The following is a 16,534-nucleotide window of genomic DNA, read 5'->3' as shown; positions in this document are numbered from 1 at the left end:
GGAGGCTGGCATGAACAAGATGACGTTCCCGAACGCCTGCCAGGTGATGCGCTGGCATTTCCACCCGTTGGGCTTCGAGGCCAGCATGGATGCGCCGCGCAGCATGATCGCGCGCCTGTTCGACCGCGCCACCGGGGAAACCCTGCTGGCCATCGCCGGCATCCCTTGCGCCGCCATCATGGCCGCAGCGGATGTCGAGCGCATCATCGAAGCGGTCGAGGCCGAAATGGACGCCTTCGTACCGGTCTTCGCCTTGCGCGACACAGGCTAAACCGGCACCTCGGGTTCCTGGCGCAGCGCCTGCAAATTGCCCATGAACTGCTCTGCCGGCACCGGCTGGCCCAGCAGATAACCTTGCAGCGAATCGCACCCCAGGCGGGTGAGGAAGTCTTGCTGTTTGTCGGTCTCTACCCCTTCGGCAACGATGCGCAACCCCAGTGCCTGGCCCAGGGCAACGATTGCAGAGACAATCGCGGCGTCATCGCTGTCCTGCTCCAGATCACGCACGAAACCACGGTCGATCTTCAGTTCGTTGGCCGGCAGGCGCTTGAGGTACATGAGGCTGGAGTAACCAGTGCCAAAGTCATCGATGGACAAGTCCACGCCCATGTCGGACAGGCGTTGCAGCACCGTCAGGCTGGCATCGGCGTCGTGCATGGCGGTGGTTTCGGTGATTTCCAGGGTCAGGCAGTTGGCCGGCAGGCCATTCTCGCTCAAAGCCCGGGCCACGCTTTCGACCAGCCCAGCGTGGCAGAACTGGATGGCCGAAAGGTTGACCGCCATGCGCCAGCCCAGGTGCCCTTGGTCCAGCCACTGGCGCATCTGCCGGCAGGCTTCGTCGAGCACCCATTCGCCAATGGGGATGATCAGGCCGGTTTTTTCCGCCAGGCCGATGAACCGATCAGGCAGCAACAACCCCTGCTGCGGGTGCTCCCAGCGCAGCAGGGCTTCGGCACCGATCGGCTGGCAGGCCTGAGCATCGAACTTGGGCTGGTAATGCAGGCGGAACTGGCCCTGCTCCAGCGCCTGGCGCAGGTCCTGCAGCAACTGCAGCTGCTGCCGGGCGTTGCTGTTCATCGACACGTCGAAGAAGCTGTAGCCATTCTTGCCTGCGCTTTTGGCGTGGTACATCGCGGCATCGGCATTGCGCAGCAACTCGTGCTGGTCCAGGCCATTGCCGGGGTACAAGACGATGCCCAGGCTGGCCGTGAGTTGCAGATCATGCTCGGCGACACGGAACGGCCGCGACACCAGGTTGACCTGCTTGACCGCCACGTCCATGGCATCGTTCGGCTCCCGCAATTCCACCAGCAGCACGAACTCGTCGCCGCCAATGCGCGCCAAGGTGTCCTGGCTGTGCAAGTGGCCACGCAAACGGCCGGCCACGGCCTTGAGCAACAAGTCGCCGACATGATGACCAAAGGCATCGTTGACCGGTTTGAAGCCATCCAGGTCGATGAACATCAAGGCAAAGCACCCGCCCTGCTCCGCCACCTTGCCGATGGCCTGCTCGATGCGGTCGGCCAGCAGGGTACGGTTGGGCAGGTCGGTGAGCGTGTCGTGCAGGGCCAACTGGGTCAGCTCCTGGTTGGCCAGGGTCAGCGAGCGGGCAAGTTCAGCGGTGCGCGCTTCCAGGCGCGCGTCCAGCACCGAGGTCAGCAACGCCACCGCCAATACCGCCAGGGTGGTGATCAGCACCAGGTAGACCAGCCCGTCGCCTTGCAGCCCGCCGCCCAGCGCACCACAGAAGCTACCCGCAGGGAAATTGGCCGCCGCCATGCCGGTGTAGTGCATGCCCACTATGGCAACCCCCATGATCACGGCCGCCAGGCCCCGGATCTGGCGCACGTAAGGGGTGTGCCTGCGCAAGCGAAACGCGATCCACAGCGCCGCCGCCGAGGCGCCAACGGCGATCAACAGCGAAGCGCCGAACAGCGTTGGGTCATAGTCGATGCCCGGTAGCATGCGCAGCGCGGCCATACCGGTGTAGTGCATGCAACTGATGCCTGCCCCCATGATCAACGCACCGAAGCCCAATTGCAGCCAGGGCAGGCTTGGCTGGCTCACCAGCCACAAGGCAAAGCCTGACGACAGCACAGCGATCAACAGCGAAAACGCCGTGAGCCCAAGGTCGTAGCCCAGGTCGATGGGCAGGCTGAACGCGAGCATGCCGATGAAGTGCATCGACCACACGCCGATGCCCATGGCCAGCGCGCCGCCCCCCATCCACAGGTGCATAGCCCTGCCTTTGGCCGTGGCAATACGGCCGGTCAGGTCAAGGGCGGTATAGGACGCCAGGATCGCCACACACAGCGAAATCAACACCAACGAAGAGGAGTAGCTGCCTGTGAGCATTGGGAGTTCCAGCGACAGGCCAGGGGGCCCGGAAAAAGCTGACGATTGTACTCAAGCTTTGGCGAAACGCACGGGGTTTTTGAGAATGGGAATGGATCCAACATCCCCTTCTTAGGCCCTGCCCAGGCGCGGCCTGTGGTAGCGGGCTTGCCCCGCGAAGCAGGCACCGCGGAGAATGGCACGGGCTTCGCCCGTATTCGCGGGGCAAGCCCGCTCCTACTGGGTCATGCGTGTTTTCTGAATTTCGAGCAAGACAGGTGCTCCCACAGCCCTAGGGCTGGGCGACCTCCTACTCGGCAAACGCCTGCTCGGCATCCCAACCGCCGCCCAGCGCAGCAATCAGCTGCACACTCGCCACCAACCGCCCTTGCAGCAGGTTCAGCACACTGCGCTCGTTACTCAACGCCGTGGTCTGCACGTTCACCACATCCAGGTAGCCGATCAACCCCGCGCGGTACTGATTCTCCGTCAGGCGAAGCGACTCACGCGCCGCGTCCAATGCCTCCTGGCGTACCACCGCTTCATCGCCGTATACCTTCAGCTGCACCAGGTAGTTCTCCACTTCCTTGAAGCCATCGAGCACGGTCTGGCGATACTGCGCTACGGTCTGGTCATACACCGCCACGGTACGGTCCACCTCGGCGCTGCGCTTGCCCGCATCGAACAGGGTCATGGCCAGCGAAGGCCCTACCGACCAGTACCGGTTCGGCAGTTCGATCCAGTTGCTGAAGCTGCTGCTGGAATAGCCCCCACTCAGGCTCAGGCTCAGGTCGGGGAAGTAGGCAGCCCGCGATACGCCGATATTGGCGTTGGCGGCCATCACGTTGCGCTCGGCCGAGGCAATGTCCGGGCGGCGCTCGAGCAATTGCGAGGGCAATGTCACGGGGATGTCCGGCAGCGCCGGGATGCTCTTGCTGTCGGCCAATGCAAAGTTAGCCGGGGCCTTGCCTAGCAACACGGCAATGGCATTCTCGAACTGCGCACGCTGCCAGATCAGGTCGATCAGGTCCGCCTGGGTGCTTTTCAGCTGGGTCCGCGCCTGCGCCACCGCATCCGGGCCGGACACACCGGCGCGATACTGGTTTTCGGTCATGCGCAGCGAGCGCTCGTAGGTGGCCACGGTTGCTTCCAGCAGGCGCTTCTGCTCATCGATCACACGCAACTGCAGGTAGTTCTGCACCAGCTCCGACTGCTGGCTCAGGCGAATCGAGGCAAGGTCGGCAAAGCTGGCTTCGGCACTGGCTTCGTTGGCGTTCAAGGTTTCACGCAGCTTGCCCCACAGGTCGATCTCCCAGCTCACGCCGAGCTGCGTGTTGTAGGTGTTGCGAATGCCGCTGCTGTTGTTCGACAGGCTGGAGCTCGAGCTGCCAGTGCCTTGAGCCGAACGGTTCTTGCTGGCGCTCAGGTCCAGGCTCGGGAACAGCGCGGCGCGGCTGCTGCGCACCAGCGCCTGGGCCTGGCGGTACTGGGCTTCGGACTGCGCGACGGTCTGGTTGCTGCGGTTGAGCTCTTCGACCAAGGCATTGAGCCCGGCATCGCCATAGACCTCCCACCAGGCGCCACGGGCAATCGCGTCCGACGGCTTGGCCTGGCTCCAGCCCTCGGCCTGCTTGTACTGCGCCGGGGTGCTCAGCTCGGGGCGGTGGTAGTCCGGGCTCAGGGTACAGGCACTGAGCAGCGCCACACACAGGCCGGCGCCGAGCAGGCGCGAGCCACGCCCCAGGGTCAACGACTGCAGGGTACGGTGAAGGGGTGTCTGGGCAAAGTTCATAGCGGGGTATCCAGAGCGGCGTCGGTGCGCACGCCGCGCCAATGGTTGAAACGGTGACGCAGGCGGTCGAGGTACAGATAGACCACCGGTGTCGTATAAAGGGTGAGGATCTGGCTGAAGACCAGGCCGCCGATGATGGTCAAACCCAGCGGCTGGCGCATTTCCGCGCCTTCGGCACGGCTGACCAGCAGCGGCAAGGCGCCAAGGATGGCCGCCAGGGTGGTCATCAGAATCGGCCGCAAGCGCAACAGGCAAGCGCGGCGGATGGACTCCTCCGGCGACAGGCCCTGGTGGCGCTCCAGTTGCAGCGCCAGGTCGATCATCAGGATCGCGTTCTTCTTCACCACGCCAATCAGCAGGAACAGGCCCAGCAGCGAGATGAGGCTGAACTCGCCGCCGGTGACATACAGCGCCAGCAAGGCACCGACGCCGGCCGAGGGCAGTGTCGAGAGAATGGTCAGCGGGTGAATGTAGCTTTCATAAAGAATGCCCAGCACCAGGTACACCAGCACCAACGCGCCAAGAATCATGAAGGGCTGGCCTTCCTGGGTCTTGGCGAAAGCGTCGGCGGTGCCGCCGAGCTTGGCGATGACTTCCTCGGGCAGGCCCAGCTTGGCCACCGCCCGCTCCACTGCGGCCATGGCCTGGTCGGGGCTGTAGCCTTCGGCAACGTCGAAGGCAATGTCTTCGGAGGCGAACTGGCCCTCGTGGCTGACCCGGTCATTGGCCAGGCTGTTCTCGTAGTGGGCAATGGTCGACAACGGCACCCGGGCGCCATCATTGGTGATCACCTGCACCTGCTCCAGGGTACTCGGGTCCCAGGCGTATTTCGGGTTGATCTCCAGCACTACCTGGTACTGGTTGAGGCTGTCGTAGATGGTCGAGATCTGCCGCTGGCTGTAGGCGTTGTTGAGCACCGTGGTGACCATGTCCATGTCGATGCCCAGGCGCTTGGCCTGGTCACGATCGACCACCAGGGTTACCTGCTGGGTGCCGGCGCCGTCACGGGCGTCGATGGCGGTCAACTCGGGCAAGGCACGCACCGCCGCGACCACTTTCGGGAACCACTCGCGCAGGGCTGCCAGGTCGCCGCTCTGCAGGGTATAGAGGTACTGCGACGAAGTCTGGTCACGCCCGCCGCCACCCAGTTGCAGGTCCTGGTCGGCCATCAGGAACAGGCGCCCGCCGGGCACCTTGGGCATCTCTTTACGCAAGCGCTCGATAACCTTCTGGGCATCGATCTTGCGCTCGTTGATCGGTTTCAGGCGCACCAGCACCATGGCATTGTTGGTGCCACTGTTGCCGCCGATGAAGCCCGCCACACTCTGCACCGCAGGGTCGGCGAGCAAGGCGCGGCGGTAGATTTCCATCTTCGGCTGCATCACGCTGAACGACAGGCCATCGTCACCCCGGATAAAGCCCATCAACTGGCCGGTGTCCTGCTGCGGCATCAGTGTCTTGGGCACCACCACGTACAGGGCAATGTTGATGCCGATAGTGGCCAACAGGCTGAGCAGGGTCAGGCGCTTGTGGCGCAGCGCCCAGCCAAGGCTGCGGTCATAGCCATTGACCATGCGCTGGTGCAGCTTGTCGCTCCAGCGCTGCACGCGCGTCTGCTGCGCCTGGTGCGGCTTGAGCCAGCGCGCGCAGAGCATCGGTGTCAGGGTCAGCGAGACCACCAGCGAGACGATGATCGCCGCCGCCAACGTGATCGAAAACTCCTGGAACAGGCTGCGCACGATGCCGCCCATGAACAGGATCGAGACGAATACCGCCACCAGCGACACGTTCATCGACAACAGCGTGAAACCCACTTCCTTGGCACCCAGGAACGCCGCACGCATCGGCGGCTGGCCATCCTCGATGTGCCGGGAGATGTTCTCCAGCACCACGATGGCATCGTCCACCACCAGGCCGGTGGCCAAAATCAGCGCCATCAGCGACAGGTTGTTGAGGGAGAAACCGCACAGGTACATGACGGCAAAGGTGCCCACCAGCGACACCGGTACCGCCAGGCTCGGGATCAACGAGGCACGCAGGCTGCCAAGGAACAGGTAGACCACCAGGATCACCAGCCCCACCGCGATCAACAGGGTGTGCTCGGCCTCCTTGAGGGTCGCCTTGATCACCGGCGAGCGGTCCATGGCCACATTCAACTGGACGCTGGCCGGCAGCAGCGACTGCAACGCCGGCAACTGCGCCTTGATCTGGTCGACCGTTTCGATGATGTTGGCCCCGGTCTGGCGGTTGACCACCAGCAGCACCGCGCTCTGGTCGTTGAAGAAGCCGCTGTTGTAGCGGTTCTCGACGCTGTCGGTGATGGTCGCCACGTCGGACAGACGCAGGATGGTGCCGTTCTGCTGGCGGATCACCACCGGCTCGTAGTCCTTGGCCGTTTCCAGCTGGTCGTTGGCCCGCACCTCCCAGCTACGCTCGGCATCCTCGACGAAGCCCATGGGCCGGCGCTGGTTGGCGTTGGCCACGGCGGTGCGCACCTCGTCCAGCGACACGCCGTACTGGTTGAGCAACTGCGGCTCCACCGAAATGCGCACGGCCGGCAGCGAACTGCCGCCGATCTGCACCTCCCCTACCCCGGATACCTGGGCCAGGCTCTGCGACAGGATGGTGTCTGCCAAATCGTACAGCTGGCCCTTCTGCAGCACATCGGAGGTCAGCGACAGCACCATGATCGGTGCCTGCGACGGGTTGATCTTCTTGTACGTGGGCATGCTGCGCATGCCGCTGGGCAGCAGGTTGCGGGTGGCATTGATGGCCGCCTGCACCTCACGCGCCGCGCCGTCGATGTCACGGCCCATTTCAAAGCCGATGATCACCCGCGTCGAGCCCTGGTTGGAGCTGCTGGTCAGCGTGGTAACGCCGGCGATACTGCCCAGCTTGCGTTCCAGCGGCGTGGCCACGGTGGCGGCCATGACCTCAGGGCTGGCACCGGACAGGTTGGCCTGCACCACGATCACCGGGAAGTCCATCTGCGGCAGCGGCGCAACCGGCAGCAGGCCGAAGCTGACCCCGCCCAGCAGCATGATGGCCAGGCTCAGCAACATCGTCGCCACCGGGCGTCGAATGAACGGTCCGGACAGGTTCATTTGCAGCTCCAAGCTGCAAGTTGCAAGCTACAAGTGGGCGTGCGAGCAGGCTCGGAACTCCGGCTCACGCCAATCAGCTTGCAGCTTGCGGCTTGATGCTTGAGGCCGCTCATGCCGGCTCCTCCGCAACGTCCTGCCGACCAAAACGACGCGCAAGCCGATCAAAATAAAGGTAGATGACCGGCGTGGTGAACAGTGTCAGCACCTGGCTGACCAGCAGCCCGCCCACCATCACCAGGCCCAGCGGCTGGCGCAGTTCGGCACCGGAGCCGGTTGCGAGCATCAGCGGCACCGCACCGAACAGCGCAGCCAGGGTGGTCATCAGGATCGGCCGGAAGCGTAGCAACGCGGCCTGGTAGATGGCGTCCTGCGGGGTCATGCCCTGATGGCGTTCGGCTTCAAGGGCGAAGTCGATCATCATGATCGCGTTCTTCTTGACGATGCCGATCAGCAGGATGATGCCGATGATGGCGATCATGCCCAGGTCGTTGCCACTGATGAGCAATGCCAGCAACGCGCCGACCGCCGCCGAGGGCAAGGTCGAAAGGATGGTCACCGGGTGGACGTAGCTCTCGTAGAGCACACCCAGCACGATGTACATGGTCACCACGGCGGCGAGAATCAGCAGCAAGGTGCTCGACAGCGAGGCCTGGAAGGCTTCTGCGGCGCCCTGGAAGCGGGTTTGCACGCCAATCGGCATGCCGATCTCCTGCTGCACCTGCTCGATGACCTTGACCGCCTCGCCCAGCGACGCGCCATGGGCCAGGTTGAACGACATCATCACCGCCGGGAACTGGCCGATGTGCGAAATCGCCAACTGCGCCTGGCGCTGCTCGATCCGCGCCAGCGCCGACAACCGCACCTGGCCGCCATCGGTGGCCTTGACGTGGATCGACTCCAGGGCCTGCGGGCCGATGCTGGCGGCGGCTTGCGACTGCAGCACCACGCGGTACTGGCTGGCCTGGGTGTAGATGGTCGAGATCTGCCGCTGGCCGAAGGCGTCGTACAAGGCGTTGGTGATCTGCGCAACCGTGATGCCGAGGCGGCTGGCCATGTCGCGGTCGATCACCAGGTACACCTGCAGGCCCTTGTCCTGCAGGTCGCTGGCCACGTCGGCAAGCTCCGGGCGCTGTTGCAGCGCCTGCACCAGCTTGCCGCTCCACTGCGCCAGCAGGTCGGCGTCAGGCGAGGACAGGCTGAACTGGTACTGGGTGCGGCTGACCCGGTCCTCGATACTCAAGTCCTGCACCGGCTGCATGAACAGGCGGATGCCCACCAGCTTGTCGAGCTGCGGCTGCAGGCGGCTGATGACCTCGCCGGCGGTGACGTTACGTTCACCGTGCGGCTTGAGGTTGATCAGCAAACGCCCACTGTTGAGCGTGGCGTTGTCGCCATCCACGCCAATGTAAGACGACAGGCTCTGCACGGCCGGGTCCTGCAGGATTACCTTGCTCAGCGACTGCTGGCGCTCGCTCATGGCGGCGAACGAGGTCGATTGCGGCGCTTCGGAAATACCCTGGATCACGCCGGTGTCCTGCACCGGGAAGAAGCCCTTGGGCACCGCCATGTAGAGCACCACGGTAAGCGCAAGGCTGGCCACCGCCACCAGCAGGGTCAGCGGCTGGTGCCTGAGCACCCACTGCAGGCCGCGGCCGTAGTGCTCGATGAGCCAGTCGATCCAGGCGCCACTGGCGCGGTAGAAACGGCCCTGCTCTTCTTCCTTGGGCTCGCGCTTGAGCAAGCGCGCGCACATCATCGGCGTGAGGGTCAGCGACACGACCAGGGAAATCAGGATCGCCACCGCCAGGGTGATCGCGAACTCGCGGAACAGCCGGCCGACCACATCGGCCATGAACAGCAGCGGGATCAGTACCGCGATCAGCGAGAAGGTCAGCGATATCAGGGTGAAGCCGATCTGCCGGGCGCCCTTGAGCGCGGCCTGCATGGGGGTTTCGCCTTCCTCGATGTGCCGGGAGATGTTCTCCAGCATGACGATGGCATCGTCCACCACGAAACCGGTGGCGATGGTCAGGGCCATGAGGGTCAGGTTGTTCACCGAAAAACCGGCCAGGTACATCACGCCAAAGGTGCCGATCAGCGACAGCGGGACGGCAATCGACGGGATCAGGGTGGCACTGAAACGGCGCAGGAACACGAAGGTGACCATGACCACCAGGACGATGGCGATCAGCAACTCGTGCTGCACGTCCTTGACCGCAGCGCGGATGGTCTGGGTACGGTCGGTGAGCACCGACACGTCGAGGCCGGCCGGCAGGTTGTCGGTGATCGAAGGCAGCAGTTCCTTGATCCGGTCGACCACTTCGATGACGTTGGCCCCCGGCTGGCGCTGAATGTTCAGCAACACGGCCTGGTTTTCGTTGGCCCAGGCGGCGAGGCGCTCGTTTTCGGCACCGTCGACGATCTCGGCCACATCCTTCAGGCGCAGCGGCGCACCGTTGTTGTAGGCCAGGATCAGGTTGGCGTATTCCGCCGGGGAACGCAGCTGGTCGTTGGCATCGAGCATCGACACCCGGGTCGGGCCGTCGAAGTTGCCTTTGGGCTGGTTGACGTTGGACGCGCCGATCAGCGTACGCACGTCATCGAGGTTGAGGCCATTGGCAGCCAGGGCATCGACGTTGACCTTGATGCGCACCGCCTGGCGTTGGCCACCGGCGATACTGACCATGCCCACGCCACTGATCTGGGCGAGCTTTTGCGCCACCCGGGTATCGACCAGGTCGTTGAGCTTGGGCAGCGGCATGGTCTTGGAGGAAATGGCCAAGGTCAGCACCGGGGTGTCGGCCGGGTTGACCTTGTTGTACACCGGCGGTGCAGGCAGGTCGCTGGGCAGCAGGTTGCTGGCCGCATTGATCGCTGCCTGCACCTGTTGCTCGGCGACATCCATGTTCATGTCGAGGCTGAAGCGCAGGGTCAGCACCGAAGCACCGCCGGAGCTGGTCGAGGCCATCTGGGTCAGGCCCGGCATCTGCCCGAACTGGCGTTCCAGCGGCGCGGTGACCGCACTGGTCATGACTTGCGGGCTGGCGCCGGGGTACAAGGTCATGACTCGGATGGTCGGGTAATCGACCTGAGGCAGGGCCGAAACCGGCAACAACGTGTAGGCAATCAGGCCGGCCAGGACGATGGCCAGCATGCTCAGCGTGGTGGCGACCGGCCGCAGGATGAACAGGCGCGAGAGGTTCATGCGCCCGCCTTGCCTGCTTCAGCAGCCTGGGCGGCGCCCTTGGCGTCTTGACCTTGCAGGTGCTGACCGGGGGCGGTCGGTACTTGCGAGCTGTCTTCCACCACGTCCACCTTGGTGCCCTCACGCAGCCGGTCGGTGCCTTCCAGCACCAGGCGGTCGCCGGCAGCCAGGCCTTCGAGAATCACGCTGTTTTCACCATCGCTGGCACCGACCTTGAGCTTGCGCACGTTGACGGTGTTCTCGGCGTTGATCACATAGGCGAAGGTGCCGTCGTTACCGAACTGGATGGCCGCCGCAGGGGCCATTACCACCTGCTTGAGGGTGTCGGCCAGCAGGCGCACGTTGACGAACTGGTTGGGGAACAGGGCCAGGTCCTTGTTCTCGAACCGGCCCTTGAACTTGAGGGTGCCGGTGGTGGTGTCGATCTGGTTATCGATACTGCCCAGTACACCGCTGGACTGCAGCTTGCTGTCGCTGCGGTCCCAGGCTTCGACCGGCAGGCTGGCGCCGCTGCGATAACGTTCCAGTACGGTGCTCAGCTCGGTTTCCGGCAGGGTGAACACGACGTTGATCGGCTCGGTCTGGGTGATGACGACCAGCGCCGTGGTGTCGTTGGCGGCTACCAGGTTGCCCAGGTCGAGCTGACGCAGCCCTACACGGCCATTGATCGGCGCACGGATCTGGGTGAAATCGAGGTTCAGGCGCGCGTCGTTGACCTGCGCCTGGTTGGTCTTGACCAGGCCCTGGAACTGCGCGACCTGGGCTTCGGCGGTGTCGAGGGTCTGTTTGGCGATGCTGTCTTCGGCATACAGGCCTCGGTAGCGCGCGACGTCTACCTGGGCGTTCTTCAACTGAGCCTGGTTCTGCGCCAGGGTGCCTTCGGCCTGCTGCAAGGCGATGCGGTAGCTGCGCGGGTCGATCTCGGCGAGCAGGTCGCCGGCCTTGACCTGCTGGCCTTCCTTGAAGTGGATCTTGACCAGCTCACCGCCCACCCGGCTGCGCACGTTGACGGTGTTGGTCGCGGTGACCGTGCCCAAGGCTTTGTAATAGAGCGGGAAGTCGCCAACCCGTGCCGGCTCGACGCGTACCGGCACCGGGTCGCTGGATGCGCCGAACCCTGGGCGCCCGCCCTTGCCCATGCGCCCGCTGCCGGCCTCTGTGTGGGCCGGCGTTGCGGGCCACAGCCACCAGGCCAGCAAGGCCACCAGCAGCAGGATCAGCAGGCCGACGAGCCAGCGACGGGAGGAACGGGATTTGGACGCTTGCATGGGTTGAACGAACCTTGTTCGGAATAACGATGTGGGGAGGGTGAACGATAAGCACTGGCATCGTTTTAGCAAAGGCCCTTTACCAGAGGTTTACCTTTGGCTGACGTTGCCAAAACGCTGAACTTTAAACGAAAACGGCCCGGAAATCGTTCCGGGCCGTTACAGGGTGTTGCTTGGAGCGGTGGGCGTGGCTGGAGTTCCGTTACCGGTAACCGGCCCCGCCAGAAGCCCTTACTTCAGGACAGCCAGCGCTGCCTCGTAGTTAGGCTCTTCAGCGATTTCAGCTACCAGCTCGCTGTGCAGCACCTTGTCGTTCTCGTCCAGTACCACTACCGCACGCGCAGCCAGGCCGGCCAGCGGGCCGTCGGCAATGGCCACACCGTAGTTCTCGAGGAACTCGGCGCCGCGCAGGGTCGACAGGTTTTTCACGTTCTCCAGGCCTTCGGCACCGCAGAAGCGCGCCTGGGCGAACGGCAGGTCGGCGGAAATGCACAGCACCACGGTGTTGGCCACGTCATTGGCCTGGGCATTGAACTTGCGCACCGAGGTGGCGCAGGTTGGGGTATCGACGCTTGGGAAGATGTTCAGCACCTTGCGCTTGCCGGCGTAGTTCTGCAGCGACTGGTCGGCCAGGCCTTCACCCACCAGCGAGAAGGCTGGGGCCTGAGCACCGGCCTGCGGCAGGTTGCCCTTGACCTGAACCGGGTTGCCTTTGAGAGTCACTTGAGCCATGAACGAAATCCTTATGCGGGGTTTGAAAAGGACACTGAGTTAAGCATGAAGGCGGCCGGGTGCCTATGGGTGAAGTTAAAATTGTTCTATTGCCAGACAATTATTGTGGACAAAAAAAATGCCCAGATCGCGACAAGCGACCTGGGCACTGCTTGCAGCGGTGGTGAATCAGCTCAGCAAGCCGTAAACCACCGAAGTCAGCGCAACCACGCCGATTGTCACGACGAACACATTGGACATCGCGCCGCTGTACTTGCGCATCGACGGTACACGGCGAATGGCGTACATCGGCATCAGGAACAGCAACACCGCGATGATCGGGCCGCCCAGCGATTCGATCATGCCCAGAATGCTCGGGTTGAGGGTGGCGACAATCCAGCAGACCACCAGCATCAGCGCAGCGACCACGCGGTCCAGGGTTTTTGCACCCGGGCGCGCACCGGCCTTGACGATGATGCCCTTGAGGCCTTCGCTGGCGCCGATGTAGTGGCCCAGGAACGACTTGGCGATGGCAATGAAGGCGATCAGTGGTGCGGCAAAGGCGATGGTCGGGTTGCTGAAGTGGTTGGCCAGGTACGACAGGATCGACAGGTTCTGCGCCTTGGCCTCAGCCAGTTGGGCACTGCTGAGGGTCAGCACGCAACTGAAGACGAAGAACAGCACCATGGCCACCATCAGCAGGTGGGCGCGGGCGAGGATCTGGCCGCTGCGCTCATCGGCATGCTCGCCGTAGCGGCGCTTCTGGTCGACGGCGAAGGCCGAGATGATCGGTGAGTGGTTGAACGAGAACACCATCACCGGAATCGCCAGCCACACGGTGTGCAGGAAGGCGGAGCCCGAGGGCAGTTGCGTGGCGCTGTCGAGGATACCCCCGGTCCAGTGCGGGACCAGGTACAGGCCCAGCAACGCCAGGGCAACGATGAACGGGTAGACCAGCAGGCTCATGACCTTGACCGTGGCCTGCTCACCGCAACGCACAATGGCCAGCAGGCCGAGGATCAGCACGAACGACAGCAGCGCCCGTGGCGGCGGCGTCATGTGCAACTGGTTTTCCATGAAGCTGGTAACGGTGTTGGTCAGCGCCACGCTATAGATAAGCAGGATCGGGAAGATGGCGAAGAAGTACAGCACGGTGATCAGCGCACCGGCCTTGATGCCGAAATGTTCCTCGACCACTTGCGTGATATCGCCGCCCGTGCGCCCGGAAAGGACAAAACGGGTCAGCCCGCGGTGGGCGAAGTAGGTCATCGGGAAGGCCAGTACGGCCAGGATCAGCAACGGCCAGAAGCCACCCAAGCCGGCATTGATGGGCAGGAACAAGGTGCCTGCACCGATGGCAGTGCCAAACAGGCCCAGCATCCAGGTGGTGTCTTGACGTGCCCAGCTGCCCAAGGCTGCCGGGGTCGATTCTTCATAGCGCCGTTCGACGCTTGGGGCCTGCTCATTCATTCCGGGTGTAGCTCCACTCGCAAGACTGCAACAGGCTGAGAGTGGCGAAACAGACGTATCGCACCCCTCAACCGAAAAAGAGGGCGCGATTGTGCACTGAAAGGTTGCACTTGCGAAGCCCCGTCCGAGGGACGGTTGCACTTGTCATGACAACAAGGTGAAACCAAGGGGACCGCTTTACGGCCCCCCTGTCACATTACTGCTGAACCGCGGCGAACGCCTCGGCCACCCGTTGCAGGTTGGCCGGCCGCAGGCCAGACATGCACACCCGGCCGCTGTCGATCAGGTACACGCCGAACTCGTCACGCAGGCGACGCACCTGCTCGACGCTGAAACCGGTGTAGCTGAACATGCCGCGCTGGCGCAGGAAGAACTGGAAGTCCTGCCCCGGCAGCAGCGTGCCCAGGGCATCGACCAGTGCCTGACGCATGTCGAGGATACGCTTGCGCATCACTTCGACCTCCGCCGCCCACTGGGCATTGAGCGCGGCATCGCCGAGCACGCCGGCAACCAGCTGAGCACCGAAGTTGGGAGGGCTGGAGTAGTTGCGGCGCACGGTAGCCTTCAACTGGCCGAGTACGCTCTGGGCAGTGGCGTCGTCGTCGCAGACCACCGACAGGCCCCCTACTCGCTCGCCGTACAGCGAGAAGATTTTCGAGAACGAGTTGCTGACCAGGCACGGCACGCCGGCACGGGCCATTTCGCGGATGGCGAAGGCATCTTCGACCAGCCCCTCACCGAAGCCCTGGTAGGCGATGTCGAGGAACGGGATCAGCTGACGCGCCTTGACCACTTCCACCACTTGCTGCCACTGGTTCTGGTCCAGGTCGGCACCGGTCGGGTTGTGGCAGCACGGGTGCAGCAGCACGACGCTGTTGGCCGGCAAGGTCTGCAGCGCTTGCAGCATGCCAGCGAAGTCGACGCCACGGCTGGTCTGGTCGAAGTACGGGTAGCTATTCACCTTGAAACCGGCGCCTTCGAAGATGGCGCGGTGGTTATCCCAGGTCGGGTTGCTGACCCAGACTTCGGACTGCGGGAAATAACGCTTGAGGAAGTCGGCACCGACTTTCAGTGCGCCAGAACCGCCCACGGTCTGCACGGTGGCCACTCGGCCGCCGGTCACCGCCGGGTGATCGGCACCGAACAGCAGTGCCTGAATGGCCTGGCGGTAGCTGGCCAGGCCTTCCATCGGCAGGTAGAGCGAGGCTTCGTGAGCCTGGCCGGCGATGCGTTTCTCGACCGCATCCACCGCTGCCAACTGCGGCACCACGCCGGCTTCATCGTAGTACAGGCCGATACTCAGGTTGACCTTGTCGGCACGGGGATCGGCCTTGAAGGTTTCCATCAGCGAGAGGATCGGGTCGCCGGCATAGGCATCGACATGTTTGAACACAGCGTGCAGCTCCTTGGATCAGGACAGTTCGGAAAGGCTGCCCTGAGGATACCCGGAGTCGCTGCTGAGTAACATCACCTATTGTGCAGGTTGTCTATGCAAGATTGCACAGCCGCCAATCTGCGCCGACAGCCTGGCTCAGCCCAGCAGCGCCTTGAGGCCATGCAGCTCCTGCTCGGTCAGCGCCACGCCCTCCTCCTCGGCCACTTCACGCTCGCGGTAGCGGCGCTCGCCCGGCATCCGCGTCAACCCCACCGCCTGCATCTGCTCCACCAGTTCGCGGCTGCGCTGGGCAAAACGCTCGCCTTCGGCCTTGCTCGGGTCGATGACGATGATCAGCTGCCCGGTCCATGGCGTTTTCGCCCCTGGGTGCCCGGACCAGTCGAACTCCCAGGAAAAGTGCCCGCCGGTCAGCGCTGCGGCCAACAACTCGACCATCATCGACAGCGCCGAGCCCTTGTGCTCGCCAAACGGCAACAAGGCGCCGCCTTCGAGAATGGCCTTGGGGTCGGTGGTCGGCTGGCCATTGGCGTCCACGCCCATACCCTCGGGCAACTGCTGGCCAGCCCTGGCGGCGATCTGCACGTCACCGTGGGCCATGGCGCTGGTGGCCATGTCGAAGACGATCGGGTCGTGTTCGGCGCAGGGCGCGGCAAAGGCGATGGGGTTGGTGCCGAACAGCGGCTTGCGGGCGCCATGCGGCACCACGCAGGTCATGCTGTTGACCACGCTGAGCGCCACCAGGCCCTCGTCGGCGAACGGCTCGACATCCGGCCACAGCGCGGCGAAATGGTGCGAGTTGTGAATGGCCAGCACGGCGATACCGGCGCTGCGGGCCTTTTCCAGCAACAGCGCACGGGCCGCTGCCAGTGCCGGCTGGGCGAAGCCGCCGGCGGCATCGACACGCACATAACCGGAGGCCACGTCGGTCACCTTCGGGGTGGCACGCCCATTGACCCAGCCGCTGGCCAGGGTCGAAACATAGCCCGGAATACGGAACACCCCGTGGCTGTGGGCGCCATCGCGCTGGGCGCTGGCGCAGTTGTGGGCAAGCACCTGGGCCACTGTCTCGCTGCAGCCATGACGCTGAAAAATCGCCTGCAAGAGGGTCTGCAGCTCGGTAAAAGGCACGCGTACGACAGTGCCGGTGGAAGGTGCGGACATCTGAAGCTCCTTGTTGGAATTGGAATGGCTACAGCGTTGCAACGACAAAAACTTTCCTGCATGTGACAGCTATCTGTCAAATGTTGACTTGAT

The 16,534-nt window shown here is 63.9% G+C and carries 10 protein-coding genes; 1 reads left to right on the top strand and 9 read right to left on the bottom strand.

The features are described 5' to 3' along the window. Positions 1 to 10 precede the first annotated feature (10 nt). Positions 11 to 271, top strand: a complete 261-nt coding sequence (locus CKW22_RS22100; protein WP_047583735.1) for a DUF1652 domain-containing protein — start codon at positions 11 to 13, stop codon at positions 269 to 271. Here the strand turns inward: CKW22_RS22100 and CKW22_RS22095 are convergent. From CKW22_RS22095 to CKW22_RS22055, 9 genes are all read right to left on the bottom strand, one after another. Continuing rightward, positions 268 to 2,355, bottom strand: coding sequence for a bifunctional diguanylate cyclase/phosphodiesterase (locus CKW22_RS22095; protein WP_095065108.1), 2,088 nt, complete (start codon positions 2,353 to 2,355; stop codon positions 268 to 270). The genes CKW22_RS22100 and CKW22_RS22095 overlap by 4 nt on opposite strands. A gap of 289 nt (positions 2,356 to 2,644) precedes the next feature. Then, entirely contained in the window at positions 2,645 to 4,126 is a 1,482-nt protein-coding gene (locus CKW22_RS22090) for an efflux transporter outer membrane subunit (protein ID WP_033697406.1), read from the bottom strand. Then, positions 4,123 to 7,230 carry an efflux RND transporter permease subunit gene (locus CKW22_RS22085; RefSeq protein ID WP_033697405.1) on the bottom strand — a complete coding sequence of 1,036 codons (3,108 nt, stop codon included), beginning with the start codon at positions 7,228 to 7,230 and terminating at the stop codon, positions 4,123 to 4,125. Before CKW22_RS22085 ends, CKW22_RS22090 begins: the two co-directional genes overlap by 4 nt. 109 nt (positions 7,231 to 7,339) lie before the next feature. After that, positions 7,340 to 10,435 carry an MdtB/MuxB family multidrug efflux RND transporter permease subunit gene (locus CKW22_RS22080; RefSeq protein WP_095065106.1) on the bottom strand — a complete coding sequence of 1,032 codons (3,096 nt, stop codon included), beginning with the start codon at positions 10,433 to 10,435 and terminating at the stop codon, positions 7,340 to 7,342. Then, a complete protein-coding gene (locus CKW22_RS22075; protein WP_095065104.1) occupies positions 10,432 to 11,703 on the bottom strand; it encodes an MdtA/MuxA family multidrug efflux RND transporter periplasmic adaptor subunit in 1,272 nt (423 codons plus the stop codon). The genes CKW22_RS22080 and CKW22_RS22075 overlap by 4 nt, the downstream gene beginning before the upstream one ends. Positions 11,704 to 11,934: 231 nt before the next feature. Continuing rightward, positions 11,935 to 12,435 carry a thiol peroxidase gene (tpx, locus tag CKW22_RS22070; protein WP_033697401.1) on the bottom strand — a complete coding sequence of 167 codons (501 nt, stop codon included), beginning with the start codon at positions 12,433 to 12,435 and terminating at the stop codon, positions 11,935 to 11,937. A 168-nt stretch (positions 12,436 to 12,603) separates the two neighbouring features. Next, positions 12,604 to 13,884 carry a serine/threonine transporter gene (locus tag CKW22_RS22065; protein ID WP_033697400.1) on the bottom strand — a complete coding sequence of 427 codons (1,281 nt, stop codon included), beginning with the start codon at positions 13,882 to 13,884 and terminating at the stop codon, positions 12,604 to 12,606. A gap of 196 nt (positions 13,885 to 14,080) precedes the next feature. After that, positions 14,081 to 15,277, bottom strand: a complete 1,197-nt coding sequence (locus tag CKW22_RS22060; protein ID WP_033697399.1) for an amino acid aminotransferase — start codon at positions 15,275 to 15,277, stop codon at positions 14,081 to 14,083. 138 nt (positions 15,278 to 15,415) lie between these two features. Continuing rightward, positions 15,416 to 16,441, bottom strand: coding sequence for an Ldh family oxidoreductase (locus CKW22_RS22055; RefSeq protein WP_033697397.1), 1,026 nt, complete (start codon positions 16,439 to 16,441; stop codon positions 15,416 to 15,418). Between the last annotated feature and the right edge of the window lie 93 nt (positions 16,442 to 16,534).

Origin of the sequence: Pseudomonas sp. Irchel s3f19, assembly GCF_900187555.1 — a bacterium.
Classification (GTDB): Bacteria; Pseudomonadota; Gammaproteobacteria; order Pseudomonadales; family Pseudomonadaceae; genus Aquipseudomonas; species Aquipseudomonas capeferrum.
This window is presented reverse-complemented; position numbering and strand designations above follow the sequence as displayed.

What these genes read in the sequence shown, in the direction of transcription:
- CKW22_RS22100 (WP_047583735.1), top strand. Translation starts at nt 11, where the DNA reads ATGAACAAGATGACGTTCCCGAACGCCTGCCAGGTGATGCGCTGGCAT.
- CKW22_RS22095 (WP_095065108.1), bottom strand. Translation starts at nt 2,355, where the DNA reads ATGCTCACAGGCAGCTACTCCTCTTCGTTGGTGTTGATTTCGCTGTGT.
- CKW22_RS22090 (WP_033697406.1), bottom strand. Translation starts at nt 4,126, where the DNA reads ATGAACTTTGCCCAGACACCCCTTCACCGTACCCTGCAGTCGTTGACC.
- CKW22_RS22085 (WP_033697405.1), bottom strand. Translation starts at nt 7,230, where the DNA reads ATGAACCTGTCCGGACCGTTCATTCGACGCCCGGTGGCGACGATGTTG.
- CKW22_RS22080 (WP_095065106.1), bottom strand. Translation starts at nt 10,435, where the DNA reads ATGAACCTCTCGCGCCTGTTCATCCTGCGGCCGGTCGCCACCACGCTG.
- CKW22_RS22075 (WP_095065104.1), bottom strand. Translation starts at nt 11,703, where the DNA reads ATGCAAGCGTCCAAATCCCGTTCCTCCCGTCGCTGGCTCGTCGGCCTG.
- tpx (WP_033697401.1), bottom strand. Translation starts at nt 12,435, where the DNA reads ATGGCTCAAGTGACTCTCAAAGGCAACCCGGTTCAGGTCAAGGGCAAC.
- CKW22_RS22065 (WP_033697400.1), bottom strand. Translation starts at nt 13,884, where the DNA reads ATGAATGAGCAGGCCCCAAGCGTCGAACGGCGCTATGAAGAATCGACC.
- CKW22_RS22055 (WP_033697397.1), bottom strand. Translation starts at nt 16,441, where the DNA reads ATGTCCGCACCTTCCACCGGCACTGTCGTACGCGTGCCTTTTACCGAG.